The sequence below is a fragment of the Streptomyces sp. NPDC002787 genome (genome assembly GCF_053592095.1).
The window spans coordinates 17,283-34,853 of sequence record NZ_JBSFVC010000028.1 but is presented as its reverse complement, the minus strand read 5'-3'; the positions used below and the strand labels follow the sequence as shown (position 1 = coordinate 34,853).

General features: G+C 73.8%; 12 protein-coding genes. 5 read left to right on the top strand and 7 right to left on the bottom strand.

Annotation, left to right across the window (positions count from 1 at the left end):
• Positions 1-5: 5 nt before the first annotated feature.
• Genes ACWD26_RS33060 through ACWD26_RS33050 form a run of 3 tightly spaced genes read left to right on the top strand, consistent with a single transcriptional unit; the run spans position 6 to position 3,018 of the window.
• Positions 6-1,247, top strand: a complete 1,242-nt coding sequence (locus tag ACWD26_RS33060) for a sugar ABC transporter substrate-binding protein (protein ID WP_451275640.1) — start codon at positions 6-8, stop codon at positions 1,245-1,247.
• Entirely contained in the window at positions 1,244-2,179 is a 936-nt protein-coding gene (locus ACWD26_RS33055) for a carbohydrate ABC transporter permease (RefSeq protein ID WP_451275639.1), read from the top strand. The genes ACWD26_RS33060 and ACWD26_RS33055 overlap by 4 nt, the downstream gene beginning before the upstream one ends.
• Positions 2,176-3,018, top strand: coding sequence for a carbohydrate ABC transporter permease (locus tag ACWD26_RS33050; RefSeq protein ID WP_451275638.1), 843 nt, complete (start codon positions 2,176-2,178; stop codon positions 3,016-3,018). The genes ACWD26_RS33055 and ACWD26_RS33050 overlap by 4 nt, the downstream gene beginning before the upstream one ends.
• A gap of 35 nt (positions 3,019-3,053) precedes the next feature.
• Here the strand turns inward: ACWD26_RS33050 and ACWD26_RS33045 are convergent, their stop codons facing one another.
• Both ACWD26_RS33045 and ACWD26_RS33040 read right to left on the bottom strand, forming a co-directional pair.
• Positions 3,054-5,588 carry an FtsX-like permease family protein gene (locus ACWD26_RS33045; protein ID WP_451275637.1) on the bottom strand — a complete coding sequence of 845 codons (2,535 nt, stop codon included), beginning with the start codon at positions 5,586-5,588 and terminating at the stop codon, positions 3,054-3,056.
• Positions 5,585-6,406: an ABC transporter ATP-binding protein gene (locus ACWD26_RS33040; RefSeq protein WP_451275636.1), complete on the bottom strand. Its 822-nt coding sequence runs from the start codon at positions 6,404-6,406 to the stop codon at positions 5,585-5,587. Before ACWD26_RS33040 ends, ACWD26_RS33045 begins: the two co-directional genes overlap by 4 nt.
• A gap of 221 nt (positions 6,407-6,627) precedes the next feature.
• On the opposite strand from ACWD26_RS33040, the gene ACWD26_RS33035 reads away from it, so the two are divergent.
• Both ACWD26_RS33035 and ACWD26_RS33030 read left to right on the top strand, forming a co-directional pair.
• Positions 6,628-8,751, top strand: a complete 2,124-nt coding sequence (locus tag ACWD26_RS33035; protein ID WP_451275635.1) for a sensor histidine kinase — start codon at positions 6,628-6,630, stop codon at positions 8,749-8,751.
• The gene (locus ACWD26_RS33030; protein ID WP_451275634.1) at positions 8,748-9,485 is read left to right on the top strand and encodes a response regulator; all 738 of its coding nucleotides are present in this window, start codon (positions 8,748-8,750) and stop codon (positions 9,483-9,485) included. The genes ACWD26_RS33035 and ACWD26_RS33030 overlap by 4 nt, the downstream gene beginning before the upstream one ends.
• 32 nt (positions 9,486-9,517) lie before the next feature.
• Here the strand turns inward: ACWD26_RS33030 and ACWD26_RS33025 are convergent, their stop codons facing one another.
• The 5 genes from ACWD26_RS33025 to ACWD26_RS33005 all read right to left on the bottom strand — a co-directional run bounded on the left by ACWD26_RS33025 (position 9,518) and on the right by ACWD26_RS33005 (position 17,495).
• Positions 9,518-10,774 (bottom strand): extracellular solute-binding protein, encoded by a 1,257-nt coding sequence (locus tag ACWD26_RS33025; RefSeq protein ID WP_451275633.1) that lies wholly within the window; start codon positions 10,772-10,774, stop codon positions 9,518-9,520.
• Positions 10,771-11,826, bottom strand: a complete 1,056-nt coding sequence (locus ACWD26_RS33020; protein ID WP_451275632.1) for a hypothetical protein — start codon at positions 11,824-11,826, stop codon at positions 10,771-10,773. The genes ACWD26_RS33025 and ACWD26_RS33020 overlap by 4 nt, the downstream gene beginning before the upstream one ends.
• A complete protein-coding gene (locus ACWD26_RS33015) occupies positions 11,823-13,223 on the bottom strand; it encodes a vWA domain-containing protein (protein WP_451275631.1) in 1,401 nt (466 codons plus the stop codon). The genes ACWD26_RS33020 and ACWD26_RS33015 overlap by 4 nt, the downstream gene beginning before the upstream one ends.
• A 397-nt stretch (positions 13,224-13,620) precedes the next feature.
• Entirely contained in the window at positions 13,621-15,975 is a 2,355-nt protein-coding gene (locus tag ACWD26_RS33010) for a tetratricopeptide repeat protein (protein WP_451275630.1), read from the bottom strand.
• A complete protein-coding gene (locus ACWD26_RS33005) occupies positions 15,972-17,495 on the bottom strand; it encodes a S1 family peptidase (RefSeq protein ID WP_451275629.1) in 1,524 nt (507 codons plus the stop codon). The genes ACWD26_RS33010 and ACWD26_RS33005 overlap by 4 nt, the downstream gene beginning before the upstream one ends.
• Positions 17,496-17,571: the final 76 nt, after the last annotated feature.

Genomic DNA, 17,571 nt, shown 5'->3' with positions numbered 1-17,571 from the left:
AGAGCATGTCCCACCCCGTCGACCGCCGCGGTTTCCTGCGCGCCGCCGGCGCGGGCGCGGCCGGCCTCGGCCTCGGTTCCGCGCTGGCCGCCTGCGGCTCGGACAAGCAGAGCGGCACGGTCACCCTCACCTGGTGGGACTACTTCACCCTGGACAACTTCCAGCCCGCCTTCGCCCGGCTGATCAAGGACATCGAGGCCGAGGTCCCCGGCGTACGCATCGAACGCCGTACCTTCCCCTTCGCCGACCTCGAACGGCAGATCACCCTGGGCGCGGTCTCCGGGGACCTCCCGGACATCGCGATCGTCGACAACGTCTCCATGAACTCGCTCGCCGGCAGCGGCCTGCTGGCCGACCTCACCGAGCGGGTCGAGGAGTGGGGCCAGGCGGACCAGTACTACAAGGGCCCCTGGGACGGCTGTCAGGTCGACGGCAAGAGCCTCGGCATCCCCAACAACAGCAACTGCCTCGCCCTCTACTACAACACCCGCGTCCTCGACTCCGCCGGAGTGGCACCCCCGACCACCTGGGACCAGCTCGCCGACACGGCCCAGCGGCTGACGGCCGGGGACCGGTTCGGGCTGGCGATGAGCGCGATCAGGACGGAGGAGGGGGTGTTCCAGTTCCTGCCGTTCCTCTGGCAGGCCGGGGGTGACCTGGACACCTTCGCGACGTACGGCGCGACCGCGCTCGCCTTCCTCGACGATCTCGTCGCCAAGGGCTCGCTGTCCGAGCAGTGCGTGGGCTGGACGCAGCAGGACGTCAACACCCGGTTCGTCAACGGGCGGGCCGCGATGCAGATCAACGGACCGTGGCAGCTGCCGACCATCAAGCAGACGGACGTGGAGTACGGCGTCGTCGCGCTGCCTCGCGACCAGGAGGCGGCGACCTGTCTGGGCGGGGAGAACTGGGTGGTGATGGCGAGCAGCGACCACCAGGACAAGGCCTGGCAGGTCCTGGAGTACACCCAGCGGCCCTCGGTCCTGGTCCCGTATCTGGTGGCGCTCGGCAACCTCCCCGCCCGCGAGGACCTCGCGGACACCGGCACCTGGGCCTCCGATCCGGCCCTGCGGCTCTTCCTCAGCCAGCTGCCCCTGGCCCGGCCCCGCCAGTACGGGCCGGGCTACGCCGACGCCTCCCAGGCCGTCGCCGAGGCCGAACAGTCCGTACTCACCGGCACGGCCTCCCCCTCCGCCGTGGCGAGGACCACCGCGACCAAGCTCGACCGGGCGCTGGAGGAGCGGTGAGGGAAGGGCGGCCCGGCCCTCGTCGCCGTACCGCCACCGCTTCCCTCGCCACCCGCCGCCGACGGGCCGGTTACCTCTTCTCCCTGCCCGGTCTGGTCTTCGTGGCCCTCGTGCTGGCGTACCCGCTGCTCTACAACGTGTGGACGTCCGTCCACGCCGTACACCTGTCCGAACTCCTCGGGGGTTCCTCGCCGTTCGTGGGCCTCGACAACTACGGGACCACCGTCGCCGACCCGGACTTCTGGCACGCCGTACGTCTCTCGCTGGTCTTCACGGCGGGCTCGCTGCTGCTGCAGTTCACGATCGGCTTCGCCCTGGCCCTGCTCTTCGCCCGGCCGTTCCCCTTCAACGGTCTGCTCCGCTCCCTCCTGCTGGTGGCCTGGCTGCTGCCCCCGGTGGTCAGCGGCACCCTCTTCCGCTGGATGCTCGACCAGGACGCCGGCGCCTACAACGCGCTGCTGCGCGCGGTCGGCCTCGACGCCCTCGCCCACGACTGGCTCATCGACCCCGGCACCGCGCTGGCCGGCGTGATCTTCGCCAACGTCTGGGTCGGCGTGCCCTTCAACATGCTGCTGCTCCTGGTGGGCCTGCACACCATCGACCCGGAACTCCACGAGGCCGCCGCCCTCGACGGCGCGAACGCGTGGCAGCGGTTCCGCTGGATCACCGTCCCGCTGATGCGGCCCGTCTCGGTGACCGTCCTCCTCCTCGGCCTCGTCTACACGTTCAAGGTCTTCGACATCGTCTTCGTGATGACGGGCGGCGGCCCGGTCGACGCCACCCGTGTCCTGTCCGTCTATGTCTACGAGGTCTTCTTCAAGTTCTTCCGCTTCGGCGAGGGCGCGGCGGCGGGACTCCTGCTGCTCCTCGTCCCCCTGCTGGCGGGTGTGGTGTACGTACGCCGGCTGCGGGAGGAGGGGGAGGCGTCGTGAGGCGTACGGCGGGCCGGGGGCGGGGTGGACCGTGGCTGCTCACCGCCGTCGCCGCGCTGATCACCGCCGCCTTTCTGCTGCCGGTGTACTGGATGGTCGACACCAGCCTCACCAGGCCGGACCGCATCCTCGCCGAGACCCCGAACTGGTTCCCCGCCCCCGCCACCACGCAGAACTACTCGACCGCCCTCTCCGACGACGCCCTTCCCCGCGCCCTGCTCAACAGCGTCGTCATCTCCTGCGGCGTGGTCGCCCTGACCCTCCTCCTGGGCGTCCCCCTCGCCTACGCCCTCGCCCGGATCCCCATGCGCGGCTCGGGCACCATGGTGCTCGCGCTGCTCATCGCCCAGCTCCCGCCCAGCATCGTGCTGGCGGCCCCGCTGTTCATCCTCGAACGCCGGGCCGGACTCGACGACACGTACGCCGGTCTGATCGCCGCCGACACCACGCTCACGCTGCCCTTCGCGGTGATCGTGCTGCGGCCCGTACTGCGGGGTGTGCCGAGGGAGTTGGAGGAGGCGGCCCTCGTCGACGGGTGCGGGCCGGCGGGCGTACTGCTGCGGGTGGTCCTGCCGATCATGGCCCCCGGTCTGGTCGCGGTCTCCGCCCTCTCCTTCCTCATCGCGTGGGGGGAGTTCGTCTTCGGTCTGACCCTCGCCGCCGAACCCGACGTCCAGCCCGTCACCGTCCTCCTCAACGCCTTCGTCGGCGCCCACGGCACCGCCTGGGGCGCCCTCATGGCCACCGCCACCCTCATCAGCGTCCCGGTGGTCTGCGTCTTCGCCGCCCTGCAGCGGTTCATTGTGGGAGGGCTGACGGCGGGGACGACGAAGGGGTGACGATGAAGGGGGTGAGGGCCGACGTCGGCGTTCTCTCACTCCGTGCGCAGGGCCGTGGCCGTGCCCGTGCGGGCCGCCCATCCCGCCGGCGCCAGCGCGCCCGCCACCGCGATGACCAGTCCGCCGAGCGCGAGCGCCACGAGCACGGGTGCGTCGTACACGGCGAGGACCGTGGCCGGGAGGGTCATGCCGATGGCGTCGCCCATGAGCGGGGTGACGGCGCGGTGCAGCGCGATCCCCGCCGGTACGGCGACCAGCCCCGCGAGCAGGCCGACCCCGGCGACCGAGGTGACGACCATGGCGACCGTCTGGCGGGGTGTCATCCCGAGGGCCTTGAAGACGCCCAGGTCACGGACGCGGTCGCGGGTGTCCAGGACGACCGTGTTGAGGACGCCGAGCCCCGCGACCACGACGAGCATCAGCGTGAGCATCCCGATCAGCGCGTCCATGGCCACGATCACACTGGAGGAGTTGGCGCTGCCGGCCTGGGCGAAGGCGCCGGCCCCGGCCTCGTCGAGGGCACGGTTCAGGGAGTCCAGATAACGCGCCGGATCGGTGCCGGACGCCGTCTGTACGTGGTACCGGCCGGGCAAGGCGTCCGCGCCGAGCCCGAGTTCGGTGAGGGTGGCGGTCGAGGTGAGGAGCGCCATGCCCCCGCCCTCGGTGAAGAAGGCCTCGCCCACGATCCGTACGGTCGCCCGCCGCCCCTTCTCGGTGAGGGTCACCGTGTCCCCGACACCGATTCCGGCGGCCTTCAGGAACCGCGCGGTGACCACCGCCTGTCCCGGACCGTCGAGCCACTTCCCCGAGACCATCTTGGGCGCGCCCCACGCCGAGTCGCCCTCGTACGCCACCACGGTCGTCGCCCCGGTGATGCCGGAGGCGGCGACCTGCGCCTGCGCGGTGCCGTAGAAGCGCCCGGTCCCCTCCTGCGACCGCAGCACACGGGCCACGGCCACGGGGTCGGCCCGCACCCCGTCCCCCGCGCCGCCCTCGCCGCCCGGCCCCGCAGGCACCACCTCCGCGCCGGGCGGTCCCTGGCCGCCGCCCGCCTCCACCACGACCGAGCCGGCCGAGTCGAGCATGCGGCTCTCCTGTACGGCGCCCAGCGTCAGCGCCAGGCCGACCGCGAAGGTGACGGACACGGCGCCGAAGGCGACCGCCGCGGCCACCGTCGCCGAACGGGCCGGCCGGGCGAAGGGGTGCGCGAGGCCGAGCCCGACCGCCCACGGCAACGGCAGCCTCGCCGCGACCCTCCGCACCAGCCGCCCACGTCCCGGGCCGCCACGGCGGGTCGCCCCGGCCGCGCCCCCGACCGTGAGCGCGTCCACCGTCCGCAGCCGTCCGGCGCGCAGCGCGGGCACGACGGCCGCACCGGCGACCAGCACGAGCGCGGCGCCGGGCACCACGACGTCCACCCACACCGGGATCCCCCCGGCCGCCGCGCCGAACGCCTCCCCGGCCTCCTCCAGCACCGGCACGGCCAGCGCGTTGCCGAGCAGCACACCCAGCGCACAGCCCACCGCCGCGGGCACCAACGCCTGCGCCACATACGCCCGGACGACCTGCGCGGGCGTGAACCCGAGCGACTTGAGAACGCCGATCCGCCGGGTGGCGGCCCCCACCGACCCACCGACCACGATCCCGATCACCAGCACCGACAGGCACAGCCCGAGCACCCCGAAGGCCGCGAGAAACGGTACGAAGGCCATCGCGTTCGCCGTCTCGTCCTCTTTCACGGTCAGGTACGACCGCGCCCCGGTCGACGCCCCCTCCGGCACCGCCGCCGCGACCGCGGCACGCCCGGCGGCCACGTCGGCGTCGGTGGCGGCCTGACGGAAGCGGTAGAGCATTTCGTACGAGATCGAACCGCCTGTGTCGTCAACGCCGTTGCCGCTCTCCACGCCGTTCCCGACACCGCTCTCCACGCCGTTCCCGACACCGCTCTCGACGCCGTTCCCCACACGGTTCCGCACGCCGTTCCCCACCAGCGCCTCCGCCTGGGCCGGAGTCACCCAGGCGTCCGCCGTGCCGGTCACCGAGCGGGCGATGCCGGTCACGGTCAGGGTGGGGCTGCCCGGTGTGCCGGGGAGGGCGATGCGGGCGCCCGGCCCTACGGGCATACCGCCGGCCGCCAGCACGATCTGCCCCGGGCGCGTGGCCCAGGCGCCCTCGACCAGGTCGATCTGGTCAACCGGTCCGCCGGCGTCCTCCCGGCCGACGACGGTCAGCGGCGGCAGGTCCACCCCGGCCGGCAGGAAGTCCGACCGTGTGACGGTGCGAGGCCGTACCGAGAGGGTCAGGAAGGGACCGGCCGCGGCGGTCACACCGGGCGCGTCGGCGGTCGCCGCGAGCTGCGCGGCCGTCACCTTCGTCCCGTCGAACTGCCCGGTCAGATGCGCACCGCGCTGCTCCGCGAACGCACGGTCGAAGGGTTCCCGCGCGGAGACGAGCAGCCCGGCCGCGAGCACCGAGGCGGTGACCGCCATGAGCGTGGTCAGCACCATCACCAACGTCCGCACGCGCCGCCGCCCCACACCGGCGCGCACCACCCGCCCCAGCGCACTCATCGCTCCACCGCCGTCGCGCCCGCGCCGCGCGCGACGCCGTCCCCCGCGCCGCCCGGAACCCCGTTCCCCGGGCCGCCTCTCCTGCCGTCCCGTTCGGCACCCCGCGTGACGTCCCGCACCACGCGGCCGTCCACCAGTTCCACCGTCCGTCGCGCGCAGGCCTCCGCGAGCCGTAGGTCGTGCGTGACCAGGACGATCGTCTGGCCGTCCGCGTTGAGTTCGGTGAGGAGGGCCCGGACGTCCTCGCCGGCGGCGGTGTCGAGCGCGCCGGTGGGCTCGTCGGCCAGCAGGAGGGCGGGGCGGTTCATCAACGCGCGGGCGACGGCGACCCGTTGCCGTTCGCCGCCGGACAGCCGCCCGGGATACGCGTCGGCGTGCCGGTCGATGCGGAGGTACTCCAGCAGGCCCGCGGCGCGCCGACGGGCCTCGGCCCTGGCCAGCCCCGCCAGCCGGGCGGGCAGCAGCACGTTCTCGGCGACGGTCAGGTCGTCCAGCAGATGGAAGAACTGGAAGACCATGCCGACCTTCGCCCTCCGGTAGCGCGCCGAACCGGTCTCGTTCAGCGCGTCCACCCGGACCCCGTCGACCGTGACGCTGCCCGAGCTCGGCCGATCCAGCCCCGCGATCAGATGGAGCAACGTCGACTTGCCGCTCCCCGACGGCCCGATGACGCTCACCGCCTCCCCGGCCCGCACGCACAGCGAGACCCCGTCGAGCGCCGGTGGCCCTTCACCGCCGTACGCCCTGCTCACCTCATGGATGTCGATGACGGGTGCGGCGGCGGTGAACGGCGTGCCGGTGGTCGTGGTCGTGGCCACGAGGCCTCCCCAGGAAGGTGGTGGGCGGTTGTCGTGTGGCCATGACGCTAGGGACGGTCCCGCGCTCCGGTCGTCGCCCTCGAAGGCGAACCCGTCTGCCGTGTCGGGCGGACCCGGCGCGCACGTCATCCCTGAGATGTACGCGGATGGTGCAGTGCCTGCGGCGCCCGTCCCCAACGGGGCGGATGTGGCAGGCGCCGTGCGCTTGCCACACTGGGCCCATGGGCGGCGGGGAGACGGGGACGAGGACTGCTGGGGCGTGGGCGTGGGCGGAGTTCGTGCGGCGCCGGTGGGGCGGGGTGTCGCGGCTCCTCCACGCCACGGGCCCGCTGCCGCGCCCGTCCCGCTGGATGTGGACGGCCGACGTGTGCCTCGCCCTCCTCCTGTCCGCCTGCACGCTGGGCGCCGCGCTGACGCGGGACGGGCGCGCGGTCGTCCCGCGGCTCCCGGTCCAGGGGTGGACGCCGGTCCCCGGGGGCGAGCCGGTGGTGCCGGACCCCCCGCCTCCTCCTCTGCCGACACCTCCCTACCTGGGCCAGGACCTCGGCGGCGTGCACCCCGGGCAGCTGCTCCTGGCCGCCCTGACCGCGCTGCCGCTGCTGGTCCGCCGGCGCTGGCCGCTGACCGCGTTCTGGGCGGTGATCGTCACGACGATGCTGTTCAACCAGGGTGGTGACGCGGGCGACACGACCGTGTACACGTTCCTGGCGTGCCTGGTCGCCGCCTACAGTGCCGCCGTCCACAGCCCGTACCGGCTGGGCGCGCTCGGCAGCCTGGTGGCGGGTGCCGCCCTGATCGCGGCGTTCCCCGAGGAGAACTTCCCGTACGCCACCCCGGGCGTGATCCCGTTCCTGGTCCTGCTCGGCGTGGGGCTCGGCGCCCACGCCATCCACACCTGGAAGCAGCGCGCGCACGCCCTCGAAGAGCGGCAGGAAGCGGCGACGCGTCTGGCGGTCGACCACGAACGTGCCCGTATCGCACGGGAGTTGCACGATGTCGTCACCCACAATGTGAGCGTGATGGTGATCCAGGCGGGCGCGGCCCGCAAGGTGATGGACATCGCCCCCGACCGGGCCCGCGAGGCCCTACTCGCCGTCGAGGCGGGCGGCCGCACGGCGATGACGGAACTACGCCATGTGATGGGCCTGTTGACGATGGGGGACGAGGACCTTGGAGGGATCACCGGGTCCGCCGGGGCCACCGGGGCCGGGGCCGGGCCAGCCGGGGCCGCCGGATCCGCCGGGGCGGGGTCGGCCGGGTCCGCCGGGGCGGCCGGGGCGGGGTCGGTCGGTGGGGCGACTCCGGCTGGTGGGGTGGGCGCGATCCGTTGGATGGGCGCGATCCGTTGGATGGGCGCAGCCCGTCGGATGGGCGCGACCCGTTGGAGAGGCGCAGCCCGTTGGGCAGGCGCAACCGGTTCAGCGAGGACGGCCGATGGGGCGCGGGTGGCCGGTTCGGCGGGCGCAGCCCATTGGGCGAACCCGGCCGGTTCGGCGGACCCGGCCGGTTCGGCGGGCGCAGCCGGTTCAGCAGGCGCAGCCCATTGGGCGGACCCGGCCGGTTCGGCAGGCGCAGCCGGTACGGCAGGCGCAGCCGGTTCGGCAGGCGCAGCCGGTTCAGCAGGCGCAGCCCATTGGGCGGACCCGGCCGGTTCGGCAGGCGCAGCCGGTTCAGCAGGCGCAGCCCATTGGGCGGACCCGGCCGGTTCGGCAGGCGCAGCCGGTACGGCAGGCGCAGCCGGTACGGCAGGCGCAGCCGGTACGGCAGGCGCAGCCGGTTCGGCGGGACCGGCCGGTGACGCGGAGCTCGAACCGCAACCGGGGCTGGGCCGGCTTCCGGCCCTCACCTCCCGGGTTCGCGCCTCCGGCGTCCCCGTCGAGCTGACCGTCACCGGCACCCCGTCACCGCTGCCCCCGGGCGCCGATCTGGCCGCGTACCGCGTCGTCCAGGAGGCCCTGACGAACACCGTCAAGCACGCCGCGGGCGCCCGGGTACGGGTCACCGTCGACCACACCCCCACCGCGGTCCGCCTGGAGGTCACGGACACCGGCGGCACCCCCACCCCCGCGGCCGCCTCCGGCTCCGGCCGCGGTCTGCTGGGCCTGCGCGAACGTCTCGCCCTCCACGGCGGCACCCTCCGGACAGGCCCGCGCCCGACCGGCGGCTACCGCGTCCAGGCGGTCATCCCACTCGACGACCACCCCATGGAGGACCACCCATGGGATGACCAGCCCACCGGGAACCAGCCCATCAGGAACCAGCTCTCCGAGAACCAGCCCACCGGGACCCACCCGCCCATCGCTCCCGGCCCCACCGGCACCCCACCCCCCACGGACCCCTCATGACGGCCGGTCACCCCCGTGACGCGAACTCCTCCGAGGTCGCTCGCCCCCGTGTCGTGATCGCCGACGACCAGGCCCTGGTGCGTACCGGCTTCAGCATGATCCTCTCCGCCGACGGGATCGACGTGGTCGCCGAGGCGGCCGACGGCGACCAGGCCCTGGAAGCGGTCCAGCGCACCCGCCCCGACCTCGTCCTGATGGACATCCGCATGCCCGGCACGGACGGTCTGGAGGCCACCCGCCGCATCCTCTCCGGCGCGGTCCCCGACCCGCCCCGCGTCATCATGCTGACCACCTTCGACCTGGACCGTTACGTCTACGCCGCCCTCACCGCCGGCGCCAGCGGCTTCCTCCTCAAGGACGTCACCCCCGAGCACCTGGTGGCCGCCGTCCATCTGGCCCGCACCGGCGACGCCCTCCTCGCCCCCGCCATCACCCGCCGCCTGATCGAACGCTTCGTCTCGCCCACCCCCGAGACCCCCGCCCTCCACCGCGACCTGGCCCCCCTCACGCCCCGCGAACTGCAGGTCCTCCAGTCACTCGCCACCGGCCTCAGCAACAGCGAACTGGCCGCCCACTTCCGCCTCAGCGAGGCCACCGTCAAGACCCATGTCGCCCGCATCCTCGCCAAACTCCGCCTCCGCGACCGCGCCCAGGCCGTGGTGGTGGCGTACGAGACGGGCCTGATCGTCCCGGGAGCGGGCACCGGCACCCCCTCACCACCCCGAACCCCCTGATCGCCCCCGACCTCCTGATCGCCCCGCGCCCCTCACCCCTCGCTGCACACCGTCTGGGGTGCCGTGCGGCGGGGCGGCTGGGCGTCCTGGACCTTCTGTACGTCGGTGAGGAGACCCGAGAGGTCGAGGTCCTCCCCGGCGGCGGCCCTGGCGATGGTCAGGAGGACGGCCTCGTAGAAGGCGTCGCGCACGGCGGGGGCCATGACGTCGGAGGCGTCGAGGCAGCGGGGGCCCATGCCGGTGAGCCGTTTGGCGATCTCCTGTGCGACCGGGCGGTCCTCCGGCCGCACCCGGCGGTTCGCCGAGAAGACGTCCGCGGAGTCGGCCCACTTCTGCTGGCCCTCCCGGGAGGCGAGCCGTTGGATCAGGTCACGGGCCCGCGGACGGTCGCTGAACAGCGCGGCGAAGTCGCCGGTCACCTCATGGGCCCGGACCTGGTAGGGGCCGCCCGGCAGCAGGGCGGCAGAGTCCATCAGGCCCGCCCGCTCCCGCTTGTCCCGGTAGAAGGAGCGGGCAAAGGACCCCTGGTGCTCCAGGCCGCACCCCTGCGGGCCGTCGAACAGCAGCCCGTACTCGTCGGGGTCACCGCGGTGGTCCGTGAGCAGGGCGCTCCTGGCCGCCTCCTCGTCCTGCCGCAGCAGACCGGCCCACGCCTCCCAGGCGCTGCGCACCGGCGCCCCGGTCCACCACTTCACGCCGTCCGCGCCCAGCGCCCACTTCCCGTAGACCTCCGGGCCCTCCCGTTGCAGCACGAGGTCCTCGATCCAGTCGCTGCCGGGCCACCCGGAGGCACCGTCGTCTCCCATGCCGATGCACCAACTCGCCAGCGGAGCGGGCGCGTTGATGGGCTGGTTGCCCTCGCGGTACCAGACGATGCTCTTCAGGTCCGCCTTCACCGGCACCCAGTACGCCTCTCCCGGCGGCTCGCTCTCCGACTTCCAGGGGGAGCCGTACTCGTCCTCGGCGTAGAGGCCGTTCAGCGATTCGAGGCGCCGTTGGTCGGCGTACTCGGCGAGTTCGCCGACGCCCGGCATGATCGCGATGTCCGGGGGCTCACCCGACTGCACCTTGGACAGCAGCACCTCGCGCTGGGCGGCGGTGCCCTGGTACTCGAAGGGGATGCCGAAGCCCCGCAGCACCTTCTCGAACTGCTCCCCCTGGTCGTCGGTCCACGGCCCGAGGATGGTCACCGGCTCCTCGTCCCGCTGCGTCCAGACCGCCACCATGCTGCCCGCGGAGACCAGCAGCAGCACCACGAAGAGCACCAGCACCTTGAACCGGCGGGTCACCGTCGCCTCCCGTAGTCGCTGTCGAGCCGGAGACCGAGCCCCACGGCGGGCAGCACGGCGACCAGCAGGCCGCCGATGAGGGTGCCCTGGTACACCCGGTCGGTCCAGGTGTCGTCGGCGAGGACCCGCCGGACGTCCTCGGACGTCTCCGTGACGGTCTGCTGCGCGTCGGCCAGTTCCGGGCCGCGGTGGGGTTCCGCGGAGACCTCGGTGATCCGCCGCAGGTCCCCGATCACGCTGTCGAGGTCGTTCTGCGCGGACGCCATCGTCAGCAGCGGGACGACCGCGAGCAGCACGGTCAGGGCGAAGGCGGCGAGCAGGTAGGGGTTCCAGTCGCGGCCGCAGCGGTCGCGCAGCACGAACAGCGCGGAGAGCAGGGCCAGGGCCAGAGCCGCCAGGGCGAGTTCGGCGAGCCACCAGCCGCCGCGCTGCGCCCACCCCTCGGTGGCGGTGGCTTCGGCGTGCCGCAACTGGGCGGTCTGCATGTCGTTCAGGCGAGGGACCAGCCCCACGCCCGGGCGGACGAGCAGCGAGCGCGCCTCGGCGAGCTTCTGCTCCCGCATGAGCGGCTGGTCGCGGTAGGTCGTACCGACGGTGATCGAGGTGCTGTAGGTGGCGAGGAGACCGTTGACGGTGCCGAGGTCCTGGTCCGTGCGGTCCGCGATCCTGGTCAGTCCCTGGTCGGCGGCGGAGAGCTGGGCCCGGTAGGTCTCGCCGGAGCCCGCGACGTCGACGAGTTCCATCTTCCCCAGGGCTCGGGCCTCGTGGTCGGCGCGCAGCACCGCGAGCCGGGTGGCGGCGAGCCCCTGTACGGCCGGTGCCTCGTCGGCGGCGAGGGCGTCGGCGCCGCCCTGGATCTGGCGGCAGGAGAGAAACAGGGCGCCGGCCGCCACGAGCGCGCACAGCGTCAGGACCACCAGATGCGCCTCCAGCAGTCGGCGGGTCCGCCAGGGGCTCAGGCGCGTGCGCCAGAAGGCGGGGAGGGAGGGGCCGCGCAGGGAGGGCTCGCGCCGGGAGGAGTCTTGCCGGGAGCCCACGCGTCCGGCCGTCACAGCAGCTTCTCCCCGCAGGCGATGCAGTAACGGGCCTCGCTCCCGGCCGGGGTGGCGCAGTGGACGCAACACGGGCCGGACCGCGGACCGGCGCTGTCGGTCAGGGGCAGGGGGCGGGACCCGGCGCGCAGGATCATCGGGCCGAGCGTGCCGGCGTCGACGGCGGGGCGCAGCCGGATCCGTCCCGCGGGCGCGTCCTCGATGTCGGCGACCGCGCGGATCTCGTCCAGCACCCAGTCCGTGCCGAAGCGGGCCGCGAGGCGGGCGGCCCGCCCCAGGTGGCCCTCGGCGGCGTCCTGCCGCTCCTCCTGCAGCAGGACGAGCCCTCTTCTCAGGGCGTCGCGCATCACGGTGGTGGACTTCCAGTCGCGCACACTCCTGTCGCCCGCCGGAACATCGGGCGGCCGCTGCTCGGGGCGGTGCCAGCGTGCGGTGACGGACGCGTGGACATCGCCGATGGAGACCATGGCGAACTGCAGGTACGTGTCCAACGGGTCGGTGTCGGCGTCGGCGACGAGGGTGAGCAGGTAGTCACGGCTGCCCTGCTCCCACTGGTACGTCGGGAAACTCCAGCGGTGCGGCCGGCCGGGCTGGGGCAGTCCACCGAGGCGGTGCGGGCGGGGCGCCTTCTCGTTCAGCGCGACCTGACGCACCGAGGGCCGTACGGTCACCTCGATGGGCAGTTGGGGGGTGTGCACCCGGCGCAGCCGCCGGACGGCGGCGGTGATCGCCCGGCTGAGGCCGTCGTCCACGAACTCGGCGGTGCCGTGCAGGCGTTCCGCGAGCGTCAGCAGCGGCTCGGGGGTCCAGTCCGCGCCCACGGCGAGCACGTCGCAGGTGAAGTGCCCGGCGCAGGCGTCGAGTTCCTCCTCCAGACGGGTCTCGCCGGGGGCGCTGCTGCCGTCGGTGATCAGCAGCAGATGGCGTACGGACAGGGGCCGGGCGGCGAGCAGGGCACGTGACCTGGCCGCCCAGACGGCGTACCCGGCGGGGCGCGGACCGTCCCGGTGCAGCGGGACCGCTCCCGCGGCGAAGGCGGCCCGCCGCTTCTCGCGCTCGTCGGCGACGGCCCACTCGGTGTCACCTCCCGGATGACACCGGACGGGCTCGGGGCCTCCGCCCAGCACGGTGAAGGAGATGCCGTCGGGCAGGGCCCGCAGGGCGGCCGGCAGAGCGCGCCGGACCGCCGCCCGGCGCTCCTCGGCGACGTCCACCGCGATGATCACGGCGAGTTCGATCGCGGGCAGCTCGGTGGGGGCGCCTCCGGCGCCGACGTCGACCCGCAGATGTGCCTCGATCTTCGCGCTACGGTGCGGCCGCAGATCACCGCCGAGCTCGACGCCCAGCCGAATGTCCGGCCGAATGTCCGGCCGCACCGGCCGAGTATGGCTGCTCATGTCGTACGTCACCGTTCCTTCCCCGTCACCACCGCACGGACGACACGAACGCCCCCCGCCGGACCACCACCACACGGACGACGCGTGCGCCACCCGCCGGACCACCGCCGTGCCACCCACAAACGCCGCTCACCGGATCACGCCGTGCCGACCCCAAACGCCGCTTTCCGCTTGCCGTTTTCCACGTGCCGCCTGCCGCCTGCCGCACCGACTACGCATGCGCCGCCCGCCGGACCACCGCCACACGGACCGCGCATACGCCACCCGCCAGACCATCGCCGTACGGACCGTGTTCGGTCCGTACGCCGGGTCGTCGCCGTGCGGTCGGGTCACGGTGTGCGTCCGCGCCGAACACCCCGCTCATCGCATCCCCAGCCGCTCCTTCCTTTCGTTGTCGTCAGATCACCGTTCGCGGTCGTACCGCGTGGGACAGGTCCACGAGGTGTTCGTGGGCGGCGGCCGATCCGCCGTGCCGGGCGGCCAGTTGGCGGTAGTGCGCCTCGATCCGTTCGCGCAGCTCCCGCTCCTGCCCGCTCAGGCGTCGCAGAGCGCGGGCGTCGAGCCGGCCGCCGTGCCGTCCCCGAGGTCCGGGCCGGTCCCCCCGGCTGTACAGCGCGTCCAGCTTCCACTCGTACAGTTCGGTGCTCAGCCGCAGCGCCTCGTCCTCGGACAGACTCGGCCCGCCGGCGCCCGGCTCCTGACGTACGAGGCCGCCCAGTTCGGCGAGTGCCGCGTCGACCTCGGCGGGCGCGGGCAGCGGATCGGCGCGCCGGGGCAGCCGGGCCGCGCGGATGCGCAGGGAGGCGATACGGGCGACGGTGTGGTCCAGGGTGCCGGGGCGTACCCGGTCGAGCACGTCGAGGGCGGCCCGGCGGTCACCCGCACGGAGCGCGAGCCGGGCGAGGCCCAGAGCGGCGCCGCCGTGCGCGGGGTTACGGGCGAACACGGCCTCGTACAGCTCCTTGGCGGTGGGCCCGGCCGTGTCGTCGCCGAGACGTTCCCCGCAGTAGGCGAGGGCCAGTTTGGGCGCGTACTCGCCGGGGAGTTCGAGGCGGACCTTGGTGAAGTGGCTCTTGGCCTCGGCGACCTGGCGGGGGTCGTCGTCGAGGCCGGCGCGGCGCAGCGCGACCAGCGCGCGGTGCCACTCCAGCCGCCACCGGCGCACGGCGGACGGCCCGGGGATGGAGTCGGCGGTGTCGAGTTCGTCCTGGGCCCGCTCCAGGTCGTCCCGTGTGTTGCGGCCCAGCAGGACGCGCACGTTGTGCAGGCGGATCTCCACCGAGGGCGGCTTGCCGTCCTCCTGGTCGAGGAGCCGTCCCGGGTCGTAGCCGCTGCTCACCTCGAACCGCGCGGTCTGCGGGTCGCCCGGGTAACGCCTCGGCACCGGCAGACAGCGCGCGATCTCGGTCGGTGTGGGCGTACCGAGGTCGAGGGCGGGGGCGGTGGGCGGCTCGTACCGGTCGCGACGCGGGCGTTCCAGCCAGTGCTCGATGCCCGGCACCGTGCCGAGCCGGGCGCCGAGCAGTTGCGGGGACGGCCAGAAGTAGTCGGAGGGCTCCGGCGGGTCGCTCTTGCCGCGCAGGGCGCGGATCTCCCGCAGGGCGCCCCGCAGTTGGCCCGCCATCTCCCGCGCGTCGGCGAAGCGCAGGCCGGGGTCGCCCCGGGTGGCGCGCTCGACGACCCCCCAGAAGGAGGCGGTGCCGAGGCCGGGCACCCCGTCGACGGCCCAGCCTGCGAGTTCCCGCAGGGTGACGCCGACCGTGTGCAGGTCGTGGGCGACGGTGGGCACGGGCGAGGACCCCGTCTCGGGCGCCATGTAGTCGGGCGTGACATGGGCGGGCGGCTGGCTCTGCCCCTGCTCGCGCATGCCGCCGAGGTCGATGACCTTGACGCCGTCCCCGTGGTGCACGACGTTCGAGGGCTTCATGTCCCCGTACACGAAGACCCGTTCACCGCCGGCGTGCAGATGGACGAAGGCTTCGAGGATCTGGCACCCGTACGCGGCGACGTGCTCGATGTCGAGGACGGACTCCCCGCGCCGGGTCTCCTTGACGACCTTCTCGAGGGTGCCGTCGCCGACGTCGTCCATGACGATGTAGCCGCCGGTGACCTGACCGCCGCCGTCGCGCCGGGCGACGAAGTCGCGGATCTGGACGATGCGGGGGTGGCGGATGGCGACGAGGTTGCGGCGTTCGAGGTCGGCGAGCCGGGCCCCGTCCTGCTCGTAGCGGTTGAGCAGCCCCTTGACGGCGACCACGTCACCGAGGTGCGTGTCCTCGGCGAGATAGACCCAGCCCTGGCCGCCGTGCGCGATGGGCCCCATGATGCGGTACTGGTCGCGCAGCACATCGCCCTCGGCCAGTTCCGGCCGGTACGAGTACGGCTCGCCGCAGGCCGGACAGTGCCCCTCGACCGGCACCGGGCCGACGGTGTAGGGCGGTGCGAAGGTGATGCCGCACTCGGCGGAGGAGCAGCCCATACGGATGCGCAGCGGCGCCTCGGGGTGGATGAGGCGTTCCTGCGCGGGGCGCGGCGCGCGTTCGGGGAGCGCGAGGAGCTCGGCGGGGCCGAGGTCGCGGGGGTCCTCGGGCAGCGCGGGCAGGGGGCGGTCGTTCTCCTCGCGGCCGCATTCGGCGCAGTAGCCGGTGGGGAGCACGGTGCCGCCGCAGGGGGCGCCGCTGAAGCGCCGGTGCGGGCAGACCGTCCGGCTCTCGTGGTCCGCCCCCTTGCCCGGCCTGGCGGGGGACGTCATAGCGGGCCTCCGAAGCGCCGCAGATCGGCGCGCAGGGTCCGGATCAGTACGCGCAGCCGGGCGAGCCGCTGTTGCGGATCGGCGGTCTCGTCGACCAGACGGCGCTCGCCCCGGCGCCGGTCGGCCGTCTCGGTCATCGAGCCGAGGGAGGCGCTGTCGACGACGCCGTAGCGGACCGCGCGGCTGAACTCCTCATGCTCCAGCCGGGCGAGCAGCGCGTCCGCGTGACCGAGGAGTCCAGGGCGCAGGAGTTCGTCGCGGGCCGCGTTCCAGCCGGTGCCGCCCTCGTGCCGGAAGACGATCAGCAGCCGGAAGCCGAGCGAGCGTAATCGGCCGAGGAGTTCGATCAACGGGCCCGGCTCGGGCTCCTCGTCGAGACCGTCGACGACGACCGTGACGGGACCGCCGGGCAGGAGGGAGGGCTCGAAAACGGGCGTGGGAGCGGGAGCGTGCGCGGGCGTGGGGGCAGGTGCGGGCGTGGGCGTGGGGGCGGGTGCGGGAGCGAAGGTGGGTGCTTGTGGGGACGTGGGCGGGGGCGCCTGCGGGGGCCGGGGCCTGGTGCCGAGCAGCCAGTCCCAGTAGGCCAGGTACTGACCGGGCGGGAAGGCTATGTGGCCGAGGGCGTGATCGGCGAGGTCCGGTCTGCTGGAGCCTCCCCCACTCTCGGCTCCGCTCGAGCGGGAAGTACCCCCTCGGCGGTAGACGAGATGGGCCCGGTGCAGCAGATGACGCAGGGAGCGGTCCTTGCCACTGCCCGGAGGCACCACGGTGATCTTCACCGGCTCCTCGTCGGGGTCCTCGAACCACCGGGTCAGCCGCTCCTCGAAGCCGTGGTCCCAGGCGTGGTCGCTGCTCAACTCCTTGATCAACGGCGAGAGTTCGGCTATGCGCCCGACGGGGATCAGATACGAGAAGGCGAGCCGGTTGTTCTCGGGCAGCACCGCGCGCATGTCGCCACGCCAGCTGACGACGAGGCCGACCACCCGCGCGGGACGCCCTTCGTCCGGCCGGGTGCACACGGCGGCACCGCTGAAGCCCTTGCGCACGACCTCGGCCTTGGTGACGGCGTCGAGCTGCACCAGCTCACCGCTGACCCCGCTGACGCGCCCCCACAGGGTCATGCCGTCGTCGAAACCCGCCGCGTACCCGGTCGCGTACACCTCCATGCCGCCCCACAGCCGGGGTTCCAGCCGCGCCGGCCGCGCCTGCGGCCGAGGACTGTCGAGCCGCAGTACGGCGATGTCCTCACCGCCCCGACGCCCCTCGCCGTCCCGGCCGCCGCCGCCCTCCTCACCCTCGCCGCTCCCGCGCAGCCAACCGCCGGGCGCGACGCGGGCGGACACCGGTTCGAGGTCGCCGTTCTCGGCGAACTCCAGCCACATCACGGCGTCCGGGTCGCGCACCACATGGGCGCACGTCAGCGCCGTGTACTGGTCGACGAGCACGCCGGCGCCACAGATGGGACCGTGCGCGCCCCCGCGCCGCAACCTGAGCCTCCAGTCCGCACGCAATTCCCCCATGCTGTCTCACACTACGCGCGGGCATCGTGCGCCCCTAGACTCGTGAACCAACTTGCGTGCGCCGATCATCGGGCTG